A 15,951-nucleotide genomic window follows, 5' to 3' on the forward strand; every position below is an offset into this window, starting at 1 on the left:
TCTCCCATGCACAGCGGTCCCACTCTATTGCTGGTGTTGTTTTGCGCCATCGCCCTGATCGTTTTTCTCATCGTCAAAGTCCGCGTCCATGCTTTTCTAGCCCTGACCGCTGCGAGCTTTGTGGTGGGGATCGGTTCAGGCATGCCACTGGCAAAAATTGCTTCGTCGTATGAAGCGGGTGTTGGTGGAACCCTCGGGTTTCTGGCAACGATCATTGGCCTGGGCGGGATTCTGGGCAAGATGCTGGAAGAGTCCGGCGGCGCGGAGCGCATCGCACAGGCACTGTTGAGGGCCCTGGGTAAAGAGCGCGCCTCGTGGGCCATGATGCTGGTCGGATTCATAGCCGGCATCCCGGTGTTTTTCGAGGTGGGTTTCGTCCTGCTGATTCCGCTTATCTATGTGGTCGCCAAAGAAACCAGAATCAATCTTCTGTACCTGGGCGTACCGCTGGCCGTGTCGCTGATGGCCGTTCATTGCATGTTGCCGCCCCACCCCGCCGCAATGGCGATTACCGGGATGCTGGGCGCCGATGTGGGCAAAGTGATCATGTACGGTCTGATCGTCGCGCTGCCGACTGCGATCATTGCCGGGCCGCTGTGGGTCAAGCTGGTGTGCAAACCCGAAGCGCCAGCCACTCAAGAAGCCTTTTTGAACGAACATTGTGATGACAGCAAAACCCGTGACTTACCGGGCCTTGGCGTCACTCTGCTGACCATTGCCCTGCCGTTGCTGCTGATGGTCGGCAAAAGTTTCGCTGCCGGTCTGCCACATGATTCCACGGCATTCAGCGTGATTTCGTTTCTGGGTACACCCCTGATCGCACTGTCCATTGCCGTGGTGTTTGCCTATTGGGCGCTGGGCCTGCGTCGCGGCTTGTCCATGTCCGACCTGCTCAACTACACGCAAAAAAGTTTTCCGCCGCTGGCCAGTATCCTGCTGATCATCGGCGCCGGAGGCGCATTCAATGGCATCCTGATCGACAGCGGCGTGGGTAACGCGTTGTCCGCCTCGTTGACCCAATTGAATATGAACCCCATTGTTCTGGCGTGGCTGGTGGCCGGCTTGATGCACTTCGCCGTCGGTTCGGCAACAGTGGCCATGATCAGTGCCGCAGGCATGGTGCTGCCCATGCTCGGCGCGCATCCGACCGTGAGCAAGGAGATTATTTGTATCGCCATCGGTGCCGGGGCAATGGGTTGGACCCATGTCACCGACTCGGCCTTCTGGGTGGTCAAGGAGTACCTGGGCGTCTCGCTGACCGACGCCCTGAAAACCTTCACCACCGCCACGGTACTGGCGTCGTCGGTCGCATTGGGCCTGACCCTGCTGCTGGCGCGCTTTGTTTGATTCAATCCGTATTTTCAGACTGATCGTTTAAAGGGACCCCGACATGATTTTGGGCAGAACACTTGAAAGCTGGTACGCCAGCTATCCGCTGATACGCGATCTGGTCGCGCTGCAAGAGACCACCTGGTTCAACCCCGGCGTGGCTCCTGTCGCCCAGGCCATTGCCGATCCAGGGCTGACCAGCGCCGATGTCGCCGATGCCAGCGCCCGGTTGTCGCGATTTGCTTCGTACCTGCGCCGCGCCTTCCCTGAAACCGAATGCAGCGCCGGCATTATCGAATCGGACATCGTGCCCCTGGCACAACTTCAGCCGTTGCTCGCCCAGCGTTATGGGCACCCCCTGAACGGCGCGCTGTGGCTCAAGCGCGACAGCCATCTGCCGATTTCGGGCTCGATCAAGGCCCGTGGCGGGATCTATGAAGTGCTCAAGCATGCCGAAGACCTGGCCCTGGCCGGTGGGTTACTGACCCTCGACGACGACTACGCGCTGCTGCACAGCGACAAGGCACGGGCCTTTTTCGGCCAGTACAAAATCGCCGTGGGCAGCACCGGCAACCTCGGCATGTCGATCGGCATCATGGGCGCCGCACTGGGCTTCCAGGTGACCGTGCACATGTCGGCCGATGCCCGGCAATGGAAGAAAGACAAGCTGCGTTCACATGGCGTAACGGTGGTCGAGTACGAAAGCGATTACAGCGTGGCCGTGGCCCAGGGGCGCCAGCAAGCGGAGTCCGATCCTGCCTGCCATTTCGTCGACGATGAAAACTCGGTCAATCTGTTCCTCGGCTACGCGGTGGCCGGTGAGCGCTTGAAGCAGCAATTGGCGGCGGCGCACATCACCGTGGATGCGCAACATCCCCTGTTTGTGTACCTGCCCTGCGGCGTGGGTGGCGCGCCCGGCGGCGTGGCTTTCGGCCTGAAGCTGGCCTTCGGTGACGCCGTGCACTGCATCTTCGCCGAACCGACTCACTCACCCTGCATGCTGCTTGGCGTCCACACCGGGCTCCACGACGAAGTCAGCGTGCAGGATTTCGGCATAGATAACGTGACGGCCGCTGACGGCCTGGCAGTAGGCCGGGCCTCCGGTTTTGTGGGCAAGGCCATGCAGCGTTTGCTGGACGGTTTCTACACCGTCAGCGACGAAGAAATGTACAGCTTGCTGGCACTGATGGAACGCAGCGAAGGCCTGCGCCTTGAGCCTTCCGCGCTGGCGGGCGTACCCGGCATTGCCAGGGTCCAGGCCGACCAGCAAGGCTATCTGGCCCGCATCGGGCTGGACACGCAGGCCATGAGCAACGCCACCCATCTGGTCTGGGCAACGGGCGGCAATATGGTGCCTGCTGACGAAATGGAGGCGTATCTGGCCAAGGGTCGTGAGCTGCTGGGCTGATTCACGCGCAAAGCGGATGTGGCAAGATGCACGTATTGCCACATCCCGTAAGAAGTCAGCCTTTGGCTTGAGGGAAACCCGCCGTGCTTAACCTGCCTCCCCGTATCAGCTCCAGGCTCAACAGCACCCAGTTCGCCAACCTCCACACCTTTCTGGTGGCTGCCCGTCATCTGAGTTTTGCCCGTGCGGCGCAGGAACTGTGTTTGACCGCGAGCGCCGTAAGCCACCGCATCAGTCGGCTGGAAACCGCGTTGAACATGAAGTTGTTCCAGCGCCTTACGCGTCAGGTCAGCCTGACTGACGAAGGCGAGCGAATTTTCGAAATTCTCCAAAGTGCGATGGGGGAATTGTCCGAGGCGCTTGAACAGTCATCACAGGCAGAAATTGCCGGTTCAATTGCGCTCTATGCCAGGCCTTCGGTCGCCCAGTGCTGGCTGGTGCCCAGACTGGCCGACTTTATTGAGCGCTACCCGCTGGTCTCATTGGACCTGCGGGTAGGCAATGACAATGTCGACTTTCGCACGCGCAAGATTGACTTGGCCTTGTATTACGCCAACGGCGAATTTCCCGGTCTCACAAGCCAGCGATTGATGCGCGAACGCATGGCGCCTGTCTGCAGCCCTGAGTATGCGCAACGCCATCGCCTGAATGAAAACCCGCACAATCTGAGCAACTGCACCACATTGCACGACTCCCTGGCCTGGGATCATGCGGCCTATGATGCCGAGTGGACGCTGTGGGCCGAACAACACAACCTGCTGTCGGCACTGCCAAAACGGACCCTGACCTTCGACCGTTCCGACCTGAGCGTGACAGCGGCCATGAGCCACGCAGGCATCGCCATCGGACGCCAGCAACTGGTGCAAAAACGGGTTGATCGTGGCGAGCTGGTCCTGCCCTTCGGCGGTTTCAGCCAGTGCGGCCACTATGACTATTACCTGGTTCACCCACCGCTCAGGACAGTGCCCAAACGATTACAGGTACTTATGAACTGGTTACACGAGTGCGCTCAGGAATCGTCATCACCCTGACAATACGGTTTACCTGACAGACCGCGCCGCCTGCATCGCGAGCAAGCCCGCTCCCACAATGGTCCCTGCCAGGCTCGGATGAACTGGGCCCGTCGGTGGGAGGGCCTTCGCTGGCTCGGCAAAAAAAAGCCCCGAACCAGTCGGGGCTTTTTTGTTCAGATGTCCGGCCTGCTTGACAGGCCGGTCCCATCAGAAAATGCTGATCGGGTAATCAACAAATACACGTACTTCGTTGCCGCCGACGTTGTAGTCGCTGGCGTTGCTCGACACGCGCAACCACGAGCCGCGCAGACGCACGCTCAGGTCCTTGACCGGGCCGCTTTGTACAACGTACTTGGCCTGGTTGAAGATTTCGCGCTCGGTACCACGGCCACGGTCGGAACCGTCGTCGATGTTGGTGCCGCGCACGTAGGCGATGTTGTAGGTCAGGCCCGGGATGCCAACGGCGCCGAAGTCGAAACCATAACCCAACTGCCACGAACGTTCGTCCTTGGCGTTGAAGTCGGACCAGTAGGAGTTGGCCAGCAGGATGGTGTTGCCGCCATCACCCACGCCGCCTGCGTTGCGGTAGCCGCCGTACGGGTAGCCGATTTCGCCGGTGCTGCTCTGGTAAGCCAGGGTCACGGTATGTGCGCCAAAGCCGTAGGTGGTCGCCAGGCTCCAGATCTTGTTGTCCTGGCCGTCAACTTTCAGCACGTCACGTGCGTAGTCATCGTTGACGTGAGTGCGGTAGCCGTTGAAGTCAAACGTCAGGGACTGTTTGTCTTGCAGCGGCAGCGCGTAGGTCACGCCCACGTATTGCTTGCGCAGCTCGTCTTCCATCTCGGAGCCGTACAGGGACGCCGACAGGTTGTCGGTGAACTTGTAGCTACCGCCAAACACGTTGATGCTTTTCAGGTCGCCGCTGTCACGCGCTTCAGCACTCTTGCGCGACTCTGCGGTGAAACGACCGACGTTCAGTTCCAGGCCGTTGATCTCCTTGGAGGTCAACAGGGTACCGGTGAAGCTTTCTGGCATCAGACGGGAGTTGTCGTACATCAGCACCGGCAGCGCAGGCATTTGGTCGCCGTACTTGAGCACCGTGTTGGACACACGCACTTTCACTGCAGCGCCAGCCTTGGCGATGTCGTCAGCTGCTTTGCCGCTGGCGCCTTGCTTGAAGAAGTCGATACCGCCCGCGCCGCTTTTGCCACGGCCGCCGTCCAGACGCAGTGCGTAGATGCCGAAAGCATCCACACCCACGCCTACGGTGCCCTGGGTGAAGCCCGAGCTGAAGGTGCCGAGGAAGCCTTGGCCCCACTCAGCTTTATCTTGTTTGCCATTCTTGTAGTCACGGCTGATGTAGGCGTTGCGCGCCAATACATTGAGGTGACTGTCTTCTACAAAACCTTTTGCATCAGCTTGATCGTTAGCCATGGCCTGGGAAGCACTGAGTACGCCCAAAGCGAGCAGACCTATCCGTTTGTTCAACATATTATTTTCCTTATTCCTGAATAGAGGCGCGCTGTGGATATCAAGCTGAAACATTGAGTGGTGGTTGCTTCACATAACAAAAAAGACCTGCATGACAACTCAATACAGGCCTTTCACAAAGTTGGTGTATGGCTTATCGCCACAGGCGTTGGCGAGAATCCTAGCCGTCGTGAAGGCAAGGTGTCAATTTCGTGAAAAATTTGTTAATTGCCTTCACATCCAGAAGTTTTGATCGAAGTGTCAAAAATTGTTACTGACAACCATCCACGCCACAGGCTGGCACTAGACCGTTTGGGTGTTCAACGCTCACGCCATCATGCTGAAGCAGCCAGGCAACAAAGGCTTCTGGCTTGCCCAGATACGGCCCCAGGTCGATCACCTGGTATTGACCGGACTTTTCCAGAACCACAGTCGGAAAGCCTTGGCCACCAACACGGGACAACAACCCGCGACTGGCCTTGAAATGCGCTTGGGTCAATTCGCCACTCGCCGCGTCATAAGCTGCGCGAAACCCCTCGACCTCCAGGCCCATTTCGGCAGCCACCGCCATGAGCACGTCTTGATCGGCAATCCGCCGCCCGTCTGCGTAATGCGCCGTTTGCAAGCGTCCCAACATCTCAAGACCGCGACCGGCCAACTGCTCAGCGGCCAGCACGGCCGTGGTTGGCGGCGCCGAATCGAACACGGCAGTGGTGTCACGCAACAACCCTTCAAAGTAGGCCTCGCCAAACGGTTGCCCGGTGTACTGCGCAATACGCAAATCGTGGGGCATCACGTAATCGCGCAATTGCGCGGACACCGGCTGGCGCTGGGCACCGGTCATCATCCCGCCGCCATGGGCAACGACTGGCAAAATGCCTCGTGCTGCGTCAATCAGCGGCTTGGCGCCATAGCACCAACCGCACAAGGGGTCGTAGATGTAATGCAGCACGGGTGTGGCAGTCATGGTTCGCTCCGAAAAATCAATCACTCAGTGCACCAGCCTAGCCTTGCGGGGCGAGAGGAAAAACGCCGGCATGGCTTTTAGTGTGTTTCGCGAACCGGGCAAATCAGGTGCGGAGCGGGTCACAGGCGCAAGAAACAAACAGATACATATTTACAGGCGGCGTAATTGCTAATTCTTAACATCAAGTAACAAGAACCATTACCATTCGCACCCTAAAAATATAACTCTCCTCTCAACCGCCCGGACACTCCTCAACCATGCTCTCCCCCCGCCGTTTAACGCCCTTGAATCTGGGGCTGTGCGCTTTGCTGTACGCCGGATTTGGCAACGCTGCCACCGTACTTCCCGAACTGTCGATCAGCGCAACCGAAGCGCAAGACGATGACCCACGGGTCAAGGACGTCACCACTGCCACCCGAACATCGACTCCGGCGCGCTATGTCCCGCAAGCCATTGATTCAGTCAAAACCAGCAACGTCCTCGATTACGGAATCAATAGCCTGGGCGAGGCACTGAGCGGGATTCCCAACGTCAGCAGCACGGCCGATACCCGTTTCGACAGCCTTCGCATCCGTGGTTTTGACGCCAGCAACGACTTTTATCTGGACGGTATTCGCGACGACAGCCAATACGTGCGCGACCTGCACAACATCGAGCGCATTGAAGTGCTTAAAGGCCCGGCGGCCGTGCTGTATGGCCGCGGCAGCCAGGGCGGGATCATCAACCGCGTCAGCAAGATGCCGCAGTTCGGCCGCCAGTCGAGCATCCAGGCCCAAGGCGGCAGCGAGGATTTGCGCAGCCTGTACGCCGACCTCAGCACCGACCCGAGCGACACCATCAGCCTGCGCCTGAACATGGGCAATGAAGACAAAAACAGCTTTCGCGATAACGTCAGCGGCAATCGTCAGCTGTTCGCACCTTCGATGAGCTGGCAAATCACCCCGGATCTGAACTGGCTGGTGCAGTACGAATACAGCCGCTACAACCGCACCCCGGATCGCGGTATCCCGAGCATCAACGGGCGCCCTGCCGACGTCAGCCGCGACACGTCGTACGGCGGGAAAAACGATTACATCGATGACAAAACCCAGAACCTGCGCTCACGCCTGAGTTATGAGTTGAGCGAAAACTGGCAACTGCGTCATACCCTTGGCGTGTTCAAACTCGACAGTGAGTTCGAAAACACCTACCTGACCGGCTACAACCCAATCACCAACAGGGTCGATCGTCAGAGCTGGCAGCAGGACATGAGCACTCGAAACATATTCAACAACGTCGAGATCGAAGGCGGCTTTGACACCTTTGGTCTTGAGCACCGCCTGCTGACCGGTCTGGAAATCGGCAGTCAGCGTCGCGACCCGAAGCTCTACAAAGCCCTGAGTGCACCCTCGGTTGATCTGTACAACCCGGACCGCAACCTGCGCACGACTGGAGCGATGCCCACATTCAGCGACAGCCATACCGAAGTCGAAAGCCAGGGCCTGTATGTTCAGGATCAGATTCGCTTCAACGATCAATGGCAGGTACTGGCTGGATTGCGCTATGACCGCTTTGATATCGAGTCCACCAACTACCTGAAAAAAACCGACCGTACTGAAGACCGCCAAAGCCACAGCACCAGCCCGCGCCTGGGCGTGGTCTGGACCCCGCTGGAGAACCACTCGTTTTACGCGTCCTGGACCAAAACGTTCTCGCCGGTGGGCGGCGGCCTGATCGGCATCACCCCGGGGGCGGCCGGCAACACCAATGACCTGAGCCCGGAGCTGACCAAGCAGAAAGAAATCGGCGTGAAAAGCGACTGGATGGGGGATCGCCTGAGTACGACGCTGGCGGTGTACGAGCTTGAGCTCTATAACCGTCGCACCAAGGACCCGTTAGATCCGACCATTACCCTGCTTTCCGGCCTGCAACGTTCACGGGGCATTGAGCTGACGGCCAGCGGCAAACTCGGCGGCAATTGGTACATGCGCGGCGGCATTGGCCTGCAGGACGCAACAGTGGTCAAGGACAATAACGGTTTCGAGGGCAAGCGCATCAACGGCGTGGCCAAGCGCAATGGCAGCCTGTTCATTACCTGGAAACCGGAAATGGGCTGGTATGCCGAAACGGGCCTGACCCTGGTAGGCCAGCGTTATGCAGACAACATGAACACCACGATATTGCCGGGTTACGGGCGCTGGGATGCGTTGGCGGGCTATCGCGAAAAAGACTGGGATGTGAGCGGTGCGCTGACCAACCTGACTGACCGTTATTACTATGAGTCAGCCACCAGCGCAGCGCAGATCATGCCGGGCGAACCACGCAGCCTGGTGATGACGGGGACGTACAAGTTTTAAAATGTACCTCTGTAGCCGCTGACGAGGAACGAAGGCTGCGTCCGGTCGCGAAGCGATCGTGAAAATGCATCTCACCTGCCCAGACGCATGATTTCACGACTGCTTCGCAGCCTCGCTACGCTCCTCAGCGGCTACAGGGTCCGCGCCGCTTATGCCTTGAACGGCGCGGGCTGTTGCTGGGTCAGGCAGTGAATATTGCCGCCGCCCAGCAGCAATTCACGGCCAGGTACCATCACCACTTCGTGCTGCGGGAAGATGTTTTGCAGGATCGCTTTGGCCTGCGCATCCATCGGGTCGTCAAAGCTCGGCGCAATGATGCCACCGTTGACGATCAGGAAGTTCACGTAAGAACCGGCCAGACGCTCCGACGGGTTGCGGTCCTGGCTACCCGCCACCTTGTCCACGCCATCACACTCTTGCTGGGTGGCATACATCGGTCCCGGAATCGGCATTTTGTGCACCACGAACGGACGCCCCTTGGCGTCGGTGCTGGCTGCCAATACGTCCATCGCCGCGTGGCAACGCACGTAGTTAGGGTCGCGCTCGTCGTCGGTCCAGGCCAGCAGCACTTCACCCGGTGCGACGTAGCAGCAGAAGTTATCCACATGACCGTCGGTTTCATCGTTGAACAGACCGTCCGCCAGCCAGATGATCTTGTCCACAGCCAGATGCGCACGCAGTACGTCTTCGATCTCTTCGCGCGACAGATGGGGGTTGCGGTTGCGGTTCATCAGGCACTCGGCCGTGGTGATCAGCGTGCCTTCGCCGTCGACGTGAATCGAGCCGCCTTCAAGCACAAAACCTTCGGTGTAGTAACGCGGGCAACGTTCAATTTCCAGCACCTTGCTGGCCACTTGCTGATCGCGGTTCCACGGGAAGTACAAGCCGCCGTCGAACCCGCCCCAGGCGTTGAAGTCCCAGTTCACGCCGCGCACTTCACCGCGATCGTTGATGACAAAAGTCGGGCCGCTGTCACGCACCCAGGCATCGTCGCTGGACATCTCGACCACGCGAATATTCGGCTCATCGAGTTGCGCACGGGCATTTTCATACTGGGCAGCCGATACACCGACGGTCACCGGCTCAAAGCGCGCAATGGCCTTGGCCACCGCAGCGTGCGCAGCCTGCGCGGGTTTGCCGCCCAGGCGCCAGTTATCCGGACGCTCAGGCCAGATCATCCAGGTTTGGGTCTGCGGAGCCCATTCGGCTGGCATGTAAAAGCCGTCAGCGCGTGGCGAACTGTGCAAAGTGGTCATCTGGACTCCTGGAAAGCGTCGGGGTTTTGATTGCGTCATGTATGAAGACAATGGATGCAGGTCTGCATCGCGTCAACGATAAGCGCCTTTATAGCCGATAAATATCTGCAATTAAATTAATTTTTATCAAATCAGACCGCATACATGCCTTAAATACGGATATTAATCCGGATATATGCCTGTGTATTGATATTCCTGATCACGCCCACTTGCACCACCCGGCTCATCCCCACAAGCTATACGCCATACGTTTAAAGGTCTTCAGGGAATAGGGAACAACTCCATGCGCATTTTAGTCACCGGCGGCGCCGGTTTTATTGGTTCAGCGCTGATCCGTCACCTGATCAAAAACACCGGTCACGAAGTCCTCAATCTCGACAAGTTGACCTACGCCGGTAATCTTGAATCGCTGCAAAGCATTGCCACCGATACCCGCTACGAGTTCGTACAGGCCGATATCGTCGACCAGGCCGCTGTCAGTGCAATCATTGCGCGCTTCGAGCCACAGGCGATCATGCACCTGGCGGCCGAGTCCCACGTTGACCGCTCCATCGACGGCCCGTCCGACTTTATCCAGACCAATATCGTCGGCACCTACAGCCTGCTCGAAGCCGCCCGTGCTTACTGGCTGACCCTGCCTGAACCGGAAAAAAGCGCGTTTCGCTTCCACCATATTTCGACCGACGAAGTGTATGGCGACCTGCATGGCGTCGATGACCTGTTCACCGAGACCACGCCTTACGCGCCAAGCTCGCCGTACTCGGCCAGTAAAGCGGCATCCGACCACCTGGTCCGCGCCTGGAACCGCACTTACGGCTTGCCGGTGTTGTTGACCAACTGCTCAAACAACTACGGCCCGTTCCATTTCCCGGAAAAGCTGATCCCGCTGGTGATCCTCAACGCCCTGGCCGGTAAGCCGCTGCCGGTGTACGGCAATGGCCTGCAAGTACGTGACTGGCTGTTCGTGGAAGACCACGCCCGTGCCTTGTTGAAGGTCGTGACCGAAGGCGTGGTTGGCGAGACTTACAACATCGGCGGGCACAACGAGCAAACCAATATCGACGTGGTACGCAGCATCTGTGCCTTGCTCGAAGAACTGGCGCCAGTGCACCCGGCGGGTGTTGCACAATTTGCCGACCTGATCACCTTCGTCAAGGATCGTCCGGGCCACGACCAGCGCTACGCGATCGATGCCAGCAAAATCGAACGCGAGCTGGGCTGGGTACCCGAAGAAACCTTCGAAACCGGCCTGCGCAAAACCGTGCAGTGGTATCTGGATAACCTGGACTGGTGTCGCCGGGTTCAAGACGGCAGCTATCAAGGCGAGCGCCTGGGCTGCACTGATCCCAAGGACTTGATCGCATAACGGATGGAGCAGCTTCTTTGAAAATCCTGATCAGTGGCAAAACCGGTCAAGTGGCGGTTGAGTTGCAAAAGCACCTTGCCGGTCTGGGCGAGCTGATTGTGCTGGGACGCGATGTGCTTGATCTGGCCGTACCCGGGCAAATCCGCAGCCAGGTACGGGCCCACAGGCCTGACTTGATCATCAATGCCGCCGCACACACTGCCGTGGATCAAGCCGAAAGCGAGCCTGAGCTGGCGTTCGCCATCAATGGCATTGCCCCCGGTGTGTTTGCTGAAGAAGCGGCGGCCCTGGGCATCCCGCTGATCCACTATTCCACCGATTACGTGTTCGATGGCCGCAAGCCTGCGCCTTACACCGAAGACGATGCCACCAACCCCTTGGGCGTCTACGGCAAAAGCAAGCTGGCGGGTGAACTGGCCATCGCTGCGAGCGGAGCTCAGCATGTGATCCTGCGCACCAGCTGGGTGTACTCGACCCACGGCAAGAATTTCCTGCTGACCATGCAGCGCCTGTTGCAAGAGCGTCCGGAACTGCGCGTGGTGGCTGACCAGATCGGCGCGCCGACCTGGGCTGGCACCATTGCCCAGAGCACGCGGGCATTGATAGAACGCTGGCAAACCGGCGAGGCCGGGGCCTGGGGCACGTACCACCTGACGGCCCAGGGCGAAACATCATGGTTTGGCTTCACCCAGGCCATTGCCGAACACCTGAGCGCCCAAGGCAAGTCGTGCGCGAGCCTGGAACCCATCCCTGCCAGCGCCTACCCGACGCCTGCCGCACGGCCACAAAACTCGCGGCTGGATTGCAGTCGCCTGGCCCGCGAGTGGAACGTCACCCAGCCCGACTGGCAGAGCGCATTGCGCGAGTGCCTGGCCGGGCAGCCACACTAACGCCAACCCCCCTTGTGGGAGCGGGCTTGCTCGCGAGGGCATCACCGCGGCCTGCTTCAAAGACCGCGGCGTTTGCATCGCGAGCAAGCCCGCTCCCACGGGGTTCGTTGGGTATACTGCGTCGTACTCTTGCGGCGCGGTCTCCCGATGATCACCTCCTCCTCCTCAGTTCCTCGCAGACCCCGCTGGCGCAGCCTGGCCTTATTGGCGCTGTGCCTCGCACCGTTGTTGTGGCCGCTGCAGCACCTGGCCGAACGCTATTACCGCAGCGAACTGGCCGGACAAAATCGCCAGACCCTCGACCTGTACGTCGCCAACCTGCTGGGCACGCTGCATCGCTATGAGGTGCTGCCACAGATTCTCGGCGAACTGCCAGACCTTCGCGCCGTACTGGCCAACCCTGAAGATGTCGAGGCTCAGGCCAAGGCCAACCACTTGCTGGATGACATCAGTAACCAGACCGGTGCCGTGGTCATGTACTTGCTGGACACCCACGGCGATACCCTGGCCACCTCTAACTGGGATCAGGCCGACAGTTTTATCGGGCGCAATTTCGCGTTCCGCCCGTATTTCAGCGAGGCGATGGAAGGCAAGCTGGGGCGCTTTTTTGGGCTGGGCACCACCTCCGGCAAACGGGGTTACTACTTTGCGGCCCCCATACTCGACGGCGATAAAAAACTCGGCGTACTGGTGGTCAAAGTCGACCTGGACCACACCGAACAGCTGTGGGGCAGTACACCCGAGCAACTGCTGGCAACCGACAGTAACGGCGTGGTCATCCTCACCTCACGCCCGGAATGGCGCTTCAGGGCCACCCGCGATTTGTCGCCAGAAGAGCGCCAGGCCATTTTTGCCATCCTGCCCTACCCGACCAGCGACCCTAAACCGCTGAACCTGGACCTCAACGCCTGGCTGGTGCAAACCCAAAAAATCGACGAGACAGGCTGGAGTGTCAATATCCTTGCCCCGCGCACGCTGATCGACCGCTCGGTGCGCACAGTCCTGGCCATCGGTGGCGCCACCTTGCTGGTGGTCATGCTGCTGATTGGCTTGATGATGCAGCGGCGGCGCCATTACCTGGACCGCATTGCGTTTGAAGCCAAGGCCCGTCGTGAACTTGAAATGCGTGTGGCAGAGCGTACCAGCGACCTTGAGGGGCTCAACCGCCTTCTGCGTGAAGAAGTGCTGGAGCGCGAGCATGCGCAACAGGAACTGGTGCGCGCCCAGGACGATCTGGTGCAAGCCGGCAAGCTTTCTGCGCTGGGCACCATGTCGGCCAGCATCAGCCACGAACTCAACCAGCCGTTGGCGGCCATCCGCAGCTATGCCGAGAACGCGGAAGTGCTGCTCGACCACCAGCGCATCGAGGACGCGCGGGGCAACCTGAAACTGATCAATGAGCTGACCGGGCGCATGTCTTCGATCATTGCCCACCTGCGGGCCTTCGCCCGGCGTGATCGCCATGCGCCTGAAAGCGTCGCCCTGCAACCGGCTCTGGACGATGCACTGGCCTTGCTGGCCAAACGGCGGCGCGCAATGGAAGTCGAACTGATCCGCGATTTGCCCGCCGCCACGCTGTGGGTCGAAGCCGGTGAAACCCGCCTGCGCCAGGTGCTGGGCAACCTGCTGGCCAACGCCCTCGATGCCCTGACCGAAAAAGGCCCGCCCAGACGCTTGTGGCTAAGTGCCCAATCGACGCCGGAAGGCGTCACTGTGTACATTCGCGACAACGGCCCGGGCTTTTGCCTGGAGGCGTTGGGCCGCGCCGGCGAGCCCTTCTACACCACCAAGACCCGCACTCAGGGTCTGGGCCTGGGGCTGGCCATTTGTGACACGCTGATCCGGGCGTTTGGCGGCGAATTGTTGTTTGCCAACCACAAGGAAGGCGGTGCCTTAATTACCTTACGACTGCGCGCAGGGGCGCCGGGCGTGAGTTTGCAAGCCTCGGAGGACTCCAGGTCATGAGCCAGCCCATCGATCCACGCGTTCAGGTCATCCTGATCGATGATGACCCGCACCTGCGTCAGGCCTTGTTTCAAACCCTGGACCTGGCGGGTCTCAATGTAGTGCCGCTGGCCGAAGCAAACGGCCTTGCCGAACGCATAGGCCGCGACTGGCCGGGGGTCGTGGTCAGTGATATCCGCATGCCGGGCATGGACGGCCTTGAGTTGCTCACTCAACTGCATGGCCAGGACCCGGAACTGCCCGTGTTGCTGATCACTGGCCACGGCGATGTACCGCTGGCGGTTCAGGCCATGCGTGCGGGGGCTTATGACTTTCTCGAAAAACCCTTCGCCAGCGACGCCTTGCTCGACAGCGTGCGCCGTGCCCTGGCCTTGCGGGCCCTGGTCCTGGATAACCGCAGCCTGCGCCTGGCCCTGAGTGATCGCCAGCTACTGAGCACGCGACTGGTAGGTGTGTCGCCCGCCATGCTGCGTTTGCGCGAGCAAATCGGGGCACTGGCGGCGACCAAGGCCGATGTGTTGATTCTGGGCGAGACCGGCTCGGGCAAAGAAGTGGTCGCACGGGCGCTGCATGACTTGTCGAGCAGGCGCAACGGCCCGTTTGTGGCAATCAACGCCGGGGCCCTGGCCGAATCAGTGGTTGAAAGCGAGCTGTTCGGCCACGAGCCGGGTGCCTTTACCGGTGCGCAAAAGCGCCGCATCGGCAAGTTTGAGTTTGCCAATGGCGGCACGCTGTTCCTCGATGAAATCGAAAGCATGAGCCTGGATGTGCAGGTCAAATTACTGCGCATGCTGCAAGAACGGGTGGTCGAGCGTCTGGGCGGCAATCAACTGATCCCGCTGGATATCAGGGTAATCGCCGCCACCAAGGAAGACCTGCGCCAGTCCGCGGATCAGGGTCGTTTTCGCGCCGACTTGTATTACCGACTGAACGTTGCGCCCCTGCGTATTGCGCCGTTGCGTGAGCGGGGTGAAGACGTCCTGATGCTCTTTGATTACTTTGCCGGCGAGGCCAGCGTGCGCCACGACCTGACGCCCAACGTCCTGCAGCCGGCGCAACGGGCGTTGTTACTGCGACATAACTGGCCGGGCAACGTGCGAGAACTGCAAAACGTCGCCGAGCGCTTCGCCCTTGGTCTTGAGCTGGCGCTGGACGACTCGGCTGAAGGCAAAGACTCAACCGGTCATGAGGTTTCGGGGGGGTTGAGCGAGCAAGTCGAACACTTTGAAAAAAGCCTGATTGCCGCCGAATTGGAGCGCTCCCACAGCTCCATGCGCAGCCTGGCCGAAGCCCTGGGTGTGCCCCGTAAAACCTTGCACGACAAACTGCGCAAGCACGGGCTCAACTTCGACAGCGCCAGTCATCCGCACACTGATGAACTTGATTAAAGAGGCCACTGCATGAACCGCGACAGTCGTTATCTGGAATCAGTTCTCCATCACGACATTCCGCTCACCCGTGAAATGGGCCTTAAAGTGCTGGGCTGGCAAGGCAGGCAACTGCGCCTGCAATTGCCGCTCGAGGCCAATATCAACCACAAGAGCACCATGTTTGGCGGCAGCCTGTACTGCGCCGCAGTGCTGGCGGGCTGGGGCTGGCTGCATTTGAGCCTGCGCGAAGCGGGGATTGAGGACGGGCATATCGTGATTCAGGAAGGTCATATCAGCTACCCGCTGCCCGTGACCGAGGACGCCATCGCGCTGTGTGATGCGCCGGGTGAGGCAGCCTGGACCAAATTCCTGGCCATGTACAAACGCCACGGCCGCGCACGGTTGACCCTCGACACGCGGGTGATCAATGCACAGGGCGGGGAAGATGCGGTGAGGTTTAGCGGGCAGTACGTGTTGCATCGCTGATTCAATTCATGTGGGAGCGGGCTTGCTCGCGATGCAGACGCTGCGGTCTTTCAGTTGAACCGCGTCGATGCCATCGCGAGCAAGCCCGCTCCCAC

The 15,951-nt window shown here is 59.8% G+C and carries 12 protein-coding genes; 9 read left to right on the forward strand and 3 right to left on the reverse strand.

The genetic code is table 11. The features are described from left to right. Positions 1 to 6: 6 nt before the first annotated feature. The 3 genes from V6P94_RS02080 to dsdC all read left to right on the forward strand — a co-directional run bounded on the left by V6P94_RS02080 (position 7) and on the right by dsdC (position 3,768). The gene (locus V6P94_RS02080) at positions 7 to 1,347 is read left to right on the forward strand and encodes a gluconate:H+ symporter (protein ID WP_326397210.1); all 1,341 of its coding nucleotides are present in this window, start codon (positions 7 to 9) and stop codon (positions 1,345 to 1,347) included. A 43-nt stretch (positions 1,348 to 1,390) separates the two neighbouring features. Next, positions 1,391 to 2,737 (forward strand): D-serine ammonia-lyase, encoded by a 1,347-nt coding sequence (gene dsdA / locus V6P94_RS02085; protein ID WP_338648981.1) that lies wholly within the window; start codon positions 1,391 to 1,393, stop codon positions 2,735 to 2,737. A gap of 83 nt (positions 2,738 to 2,820) precedes the next feature. Then, a complete protein-coding gene (gene dsdC, locus V6P94_RS02090; RefSeq protein ID WP_338648983.1) occupies positions 2,821 to 3,768 on the forward strand; it encodes a DNA-binding transcriptional regulator DsdC in 948 nt (315 codons plus the stop codon). Between the two features lie 189 nt (positions 3,769 to 3,957). Here dsdC and V6P94_RS02095 read toward each other — a convergent pair whose 3' ends face one another. Both V6P94_RS02095 and V6P94_RS02100 read right to left on the reverse strand, forming a co-directional pair. Further along, positions 3,958 to 5,241, reverse strand: a complete 1,284-nt coding sequence (locus V6P94_RS02095; RefSeq protein ID WP_338648984.1) for an OprD family porin — start codon at positions 5,239 to 5,241, stop codon at positions 3,958 to 3,960. 250 nt (positions 5,242 to 5,491) lie between these two features. Continuing rightward, positions 5,492 to 6,187, reverse strand: coding sequence for a DsbA family protein (locus V6P94_RS02100; RefSeq protein ID WP_326427591.1), 696 nt, complete (start codon positions 6,185 to 6,187; stop codon positions 5,492 to 5,494). A gap of 257 nt (positions 6,188 to 6,444) precedes the next feature. Between V6P94_RS02100 and V6P94_RS02105 the strand changes: the two genes are divergently transcribed. After that, positions 6,445 to 8,523 carry a TonB-dependent siderophore receptor gene (locus V6P94_RS02105; RefSeq protein WP_338648985.1) on the forward strand — a complete coding sequence of 693 codons (2,079 nt, stop codon included), beginning with the start codon at positions 6,445 to 6,447 and terminating at the stop codon, positions 8,521 to 8,523. A 149-nt stretch (positions 8,524 to 8,672) separates the two neighbouring features. On the opposite strand, the gene aguA is transcribed toward V6P94_RS02105, so the two are convergent. Then, positions 8,673 to 9,779, reverse strand: coding sequence for an agmatine deiminase (gene aguA / locus V6P94_RS02110; RefSeq protein ID WP_338648986.1), 1,107 nt, complete (start codon positions 9,777 to 9,779; stop codon positions 8,673 to 8,675). A 283-nt stretch (positions 9,780 to 10,062) separates the two neighbouring features. On the opposite strand from aguA, the gene rfbB reads away from it, so the two are divergent. The 5 genes from rfbB to V6P94_RS02135 all read left to right on the forward strand — a co-directional run bounded on the left by rfbB (position 10,063) and on the right by V6P94_RS02135 (position 15,856). After that, a complete protein-coding gene (rfbB, locus tag V6P94_RS02115) occupies positions 10,063 to 11,145 on the forward strand; it encodes a dTDP-glucose 4,6-dehydratase (protein ID WP_133079048.1) in 1,083 nt (360 codons plus the stop codon). Between the two features lie 17 nt (positions 11,146 to 11,162). Continuing rightward, entirely contained in the window at positions 11,163 to 12,035 is an 873-nt protein-coding gene (gene rfbD / locus V6P94_RS02120) for a dTDP-4-dehydrorhamnose reductase (RefSeq protein ID WP_338648987.1), read from the forward strand. Between the two features lie 147 nt (positions 12,036 to 12,182). Next, a complete protein-coding gene (locus V6P94_RS02125) occupies positions 12,183 to 14,000 on the forward strand; it encodes a cache domain-containing protein (RefSeq protein ID WP_338648988.1) in 1,818 nt (605 codons plus the stop codon). Continuing rightward, positions 13,997 to 15,388, forward strand: coding sequence for a sigma-54 dependent transcriptional regulator (locus V6P94_RS02130; RefSeq protein ID WP_338648989.1), 1,392 nt, complete (start codon positions 13,997 to 13,999; stop codon positions 15,386 to 15,388). Before V6P94_RS02125 ends, V6P94_RS02130 begins: the two co-directional genes overlap by 4 nt. 12 nt (positions 15,389 to 15,400) lie before the next feature. Continuing rightward, positions 15,401 to 15,856 carry a thioesterase domain-containing protein gene (locus V6P94_RS02135; protein WP_133079052.1) on the forward strand — a complete coding sequence of 152 codons (456 nt, stop codon included), beginning with the start codon at positions 15,401 to 15,403 and terminating at the stop codon, positions 15,854 to 15,856. Positions 15,857 to 15,951: the final 95 nt, after the last annotated feature.

This window comes from Pseudomonas sp. ML2-2023-3 (assembly GCF_037055275.1).
Classification (GTDB): domain Bacteria; phylum Pseudomonadota; class Gammaproteobacteria; order Pseudomonadales; family Pseudomonadaceae; genus Aquipseudomonas.

Excerpts from the sequence above, each read along its gene's own strand:
- V6P94_RS02125 (WP_338648988.1), top strand. The coding sequence starts at position 12,183 with ATGATCACCTCCTCCTCCTCAGTTCCTCGCAGACCCCGCTGGCGCAGC.
- V6P94_RS02095 (WP_338648984.1), bottom strand. The coding sequence starts at position 5,241 with ATGTTGAACAAACGGATAGGTCTGCTCGCTTTGGGCGTACTCAGTGCT.
- aguA (WP_338648986.1), bottom strand. The coding sequence starts at position 9,779 with ATGACCACTTTGCACAGTTCGCCACGCGCTGACGGCTTTTACATGCCA.
- V6P94_RS02105 (WP_338648985.1), top strand. The coding sequence starts at position 6,445 with ATGCTCTCCCCCCGCCGTTTAACGCCCTTGAATCTGGGGCTGTGCGCT.
- V6P94_RS02130 (WP_338648989.1), top strand. The coding sequence starts at position 13,997 with ATGAGCCAGCCCATCGATCCACGCGTTCAGGTCATCCTGATCGATGAT.
- V6P94_RS02080 (WP_326397210.1), top strand. The coding sequence starts at position 7 with ATGCACAGCGGTCCCACTCTATTGCTGGTGTTGTTTTGCGCCATCGCC.
- rfbB (WP_133079048.1), top strand. The coding sequence starts at position 10,063 with ATGCGCATTTTAGTCACCGGCGGCGCCGGTTTTATTGGTTCAGCGCTG.
- V6P94_RS02135 (WP_133079052.1), top strand. The coding sequence starts at position 15,401 with ATGAACCGCGACAGTCGTTATCTGGAATCAGTTCTCCATCACGACATT.
- dsdA (WP_338648981.1), top strand. The coding sequence starts at position 1,391 with ATGATTTTGGGCAGAACACTTGAAAGCTGGTACGCCAGCTATCCGCTG.
- V6P94_RS02100 (WP_326427591.1), bottom strand. The coding sequence starts at position 6,187 with ATGACTGCCACACCCGTGCTGCATTACATCTACGACCCCTTGTGCGGT.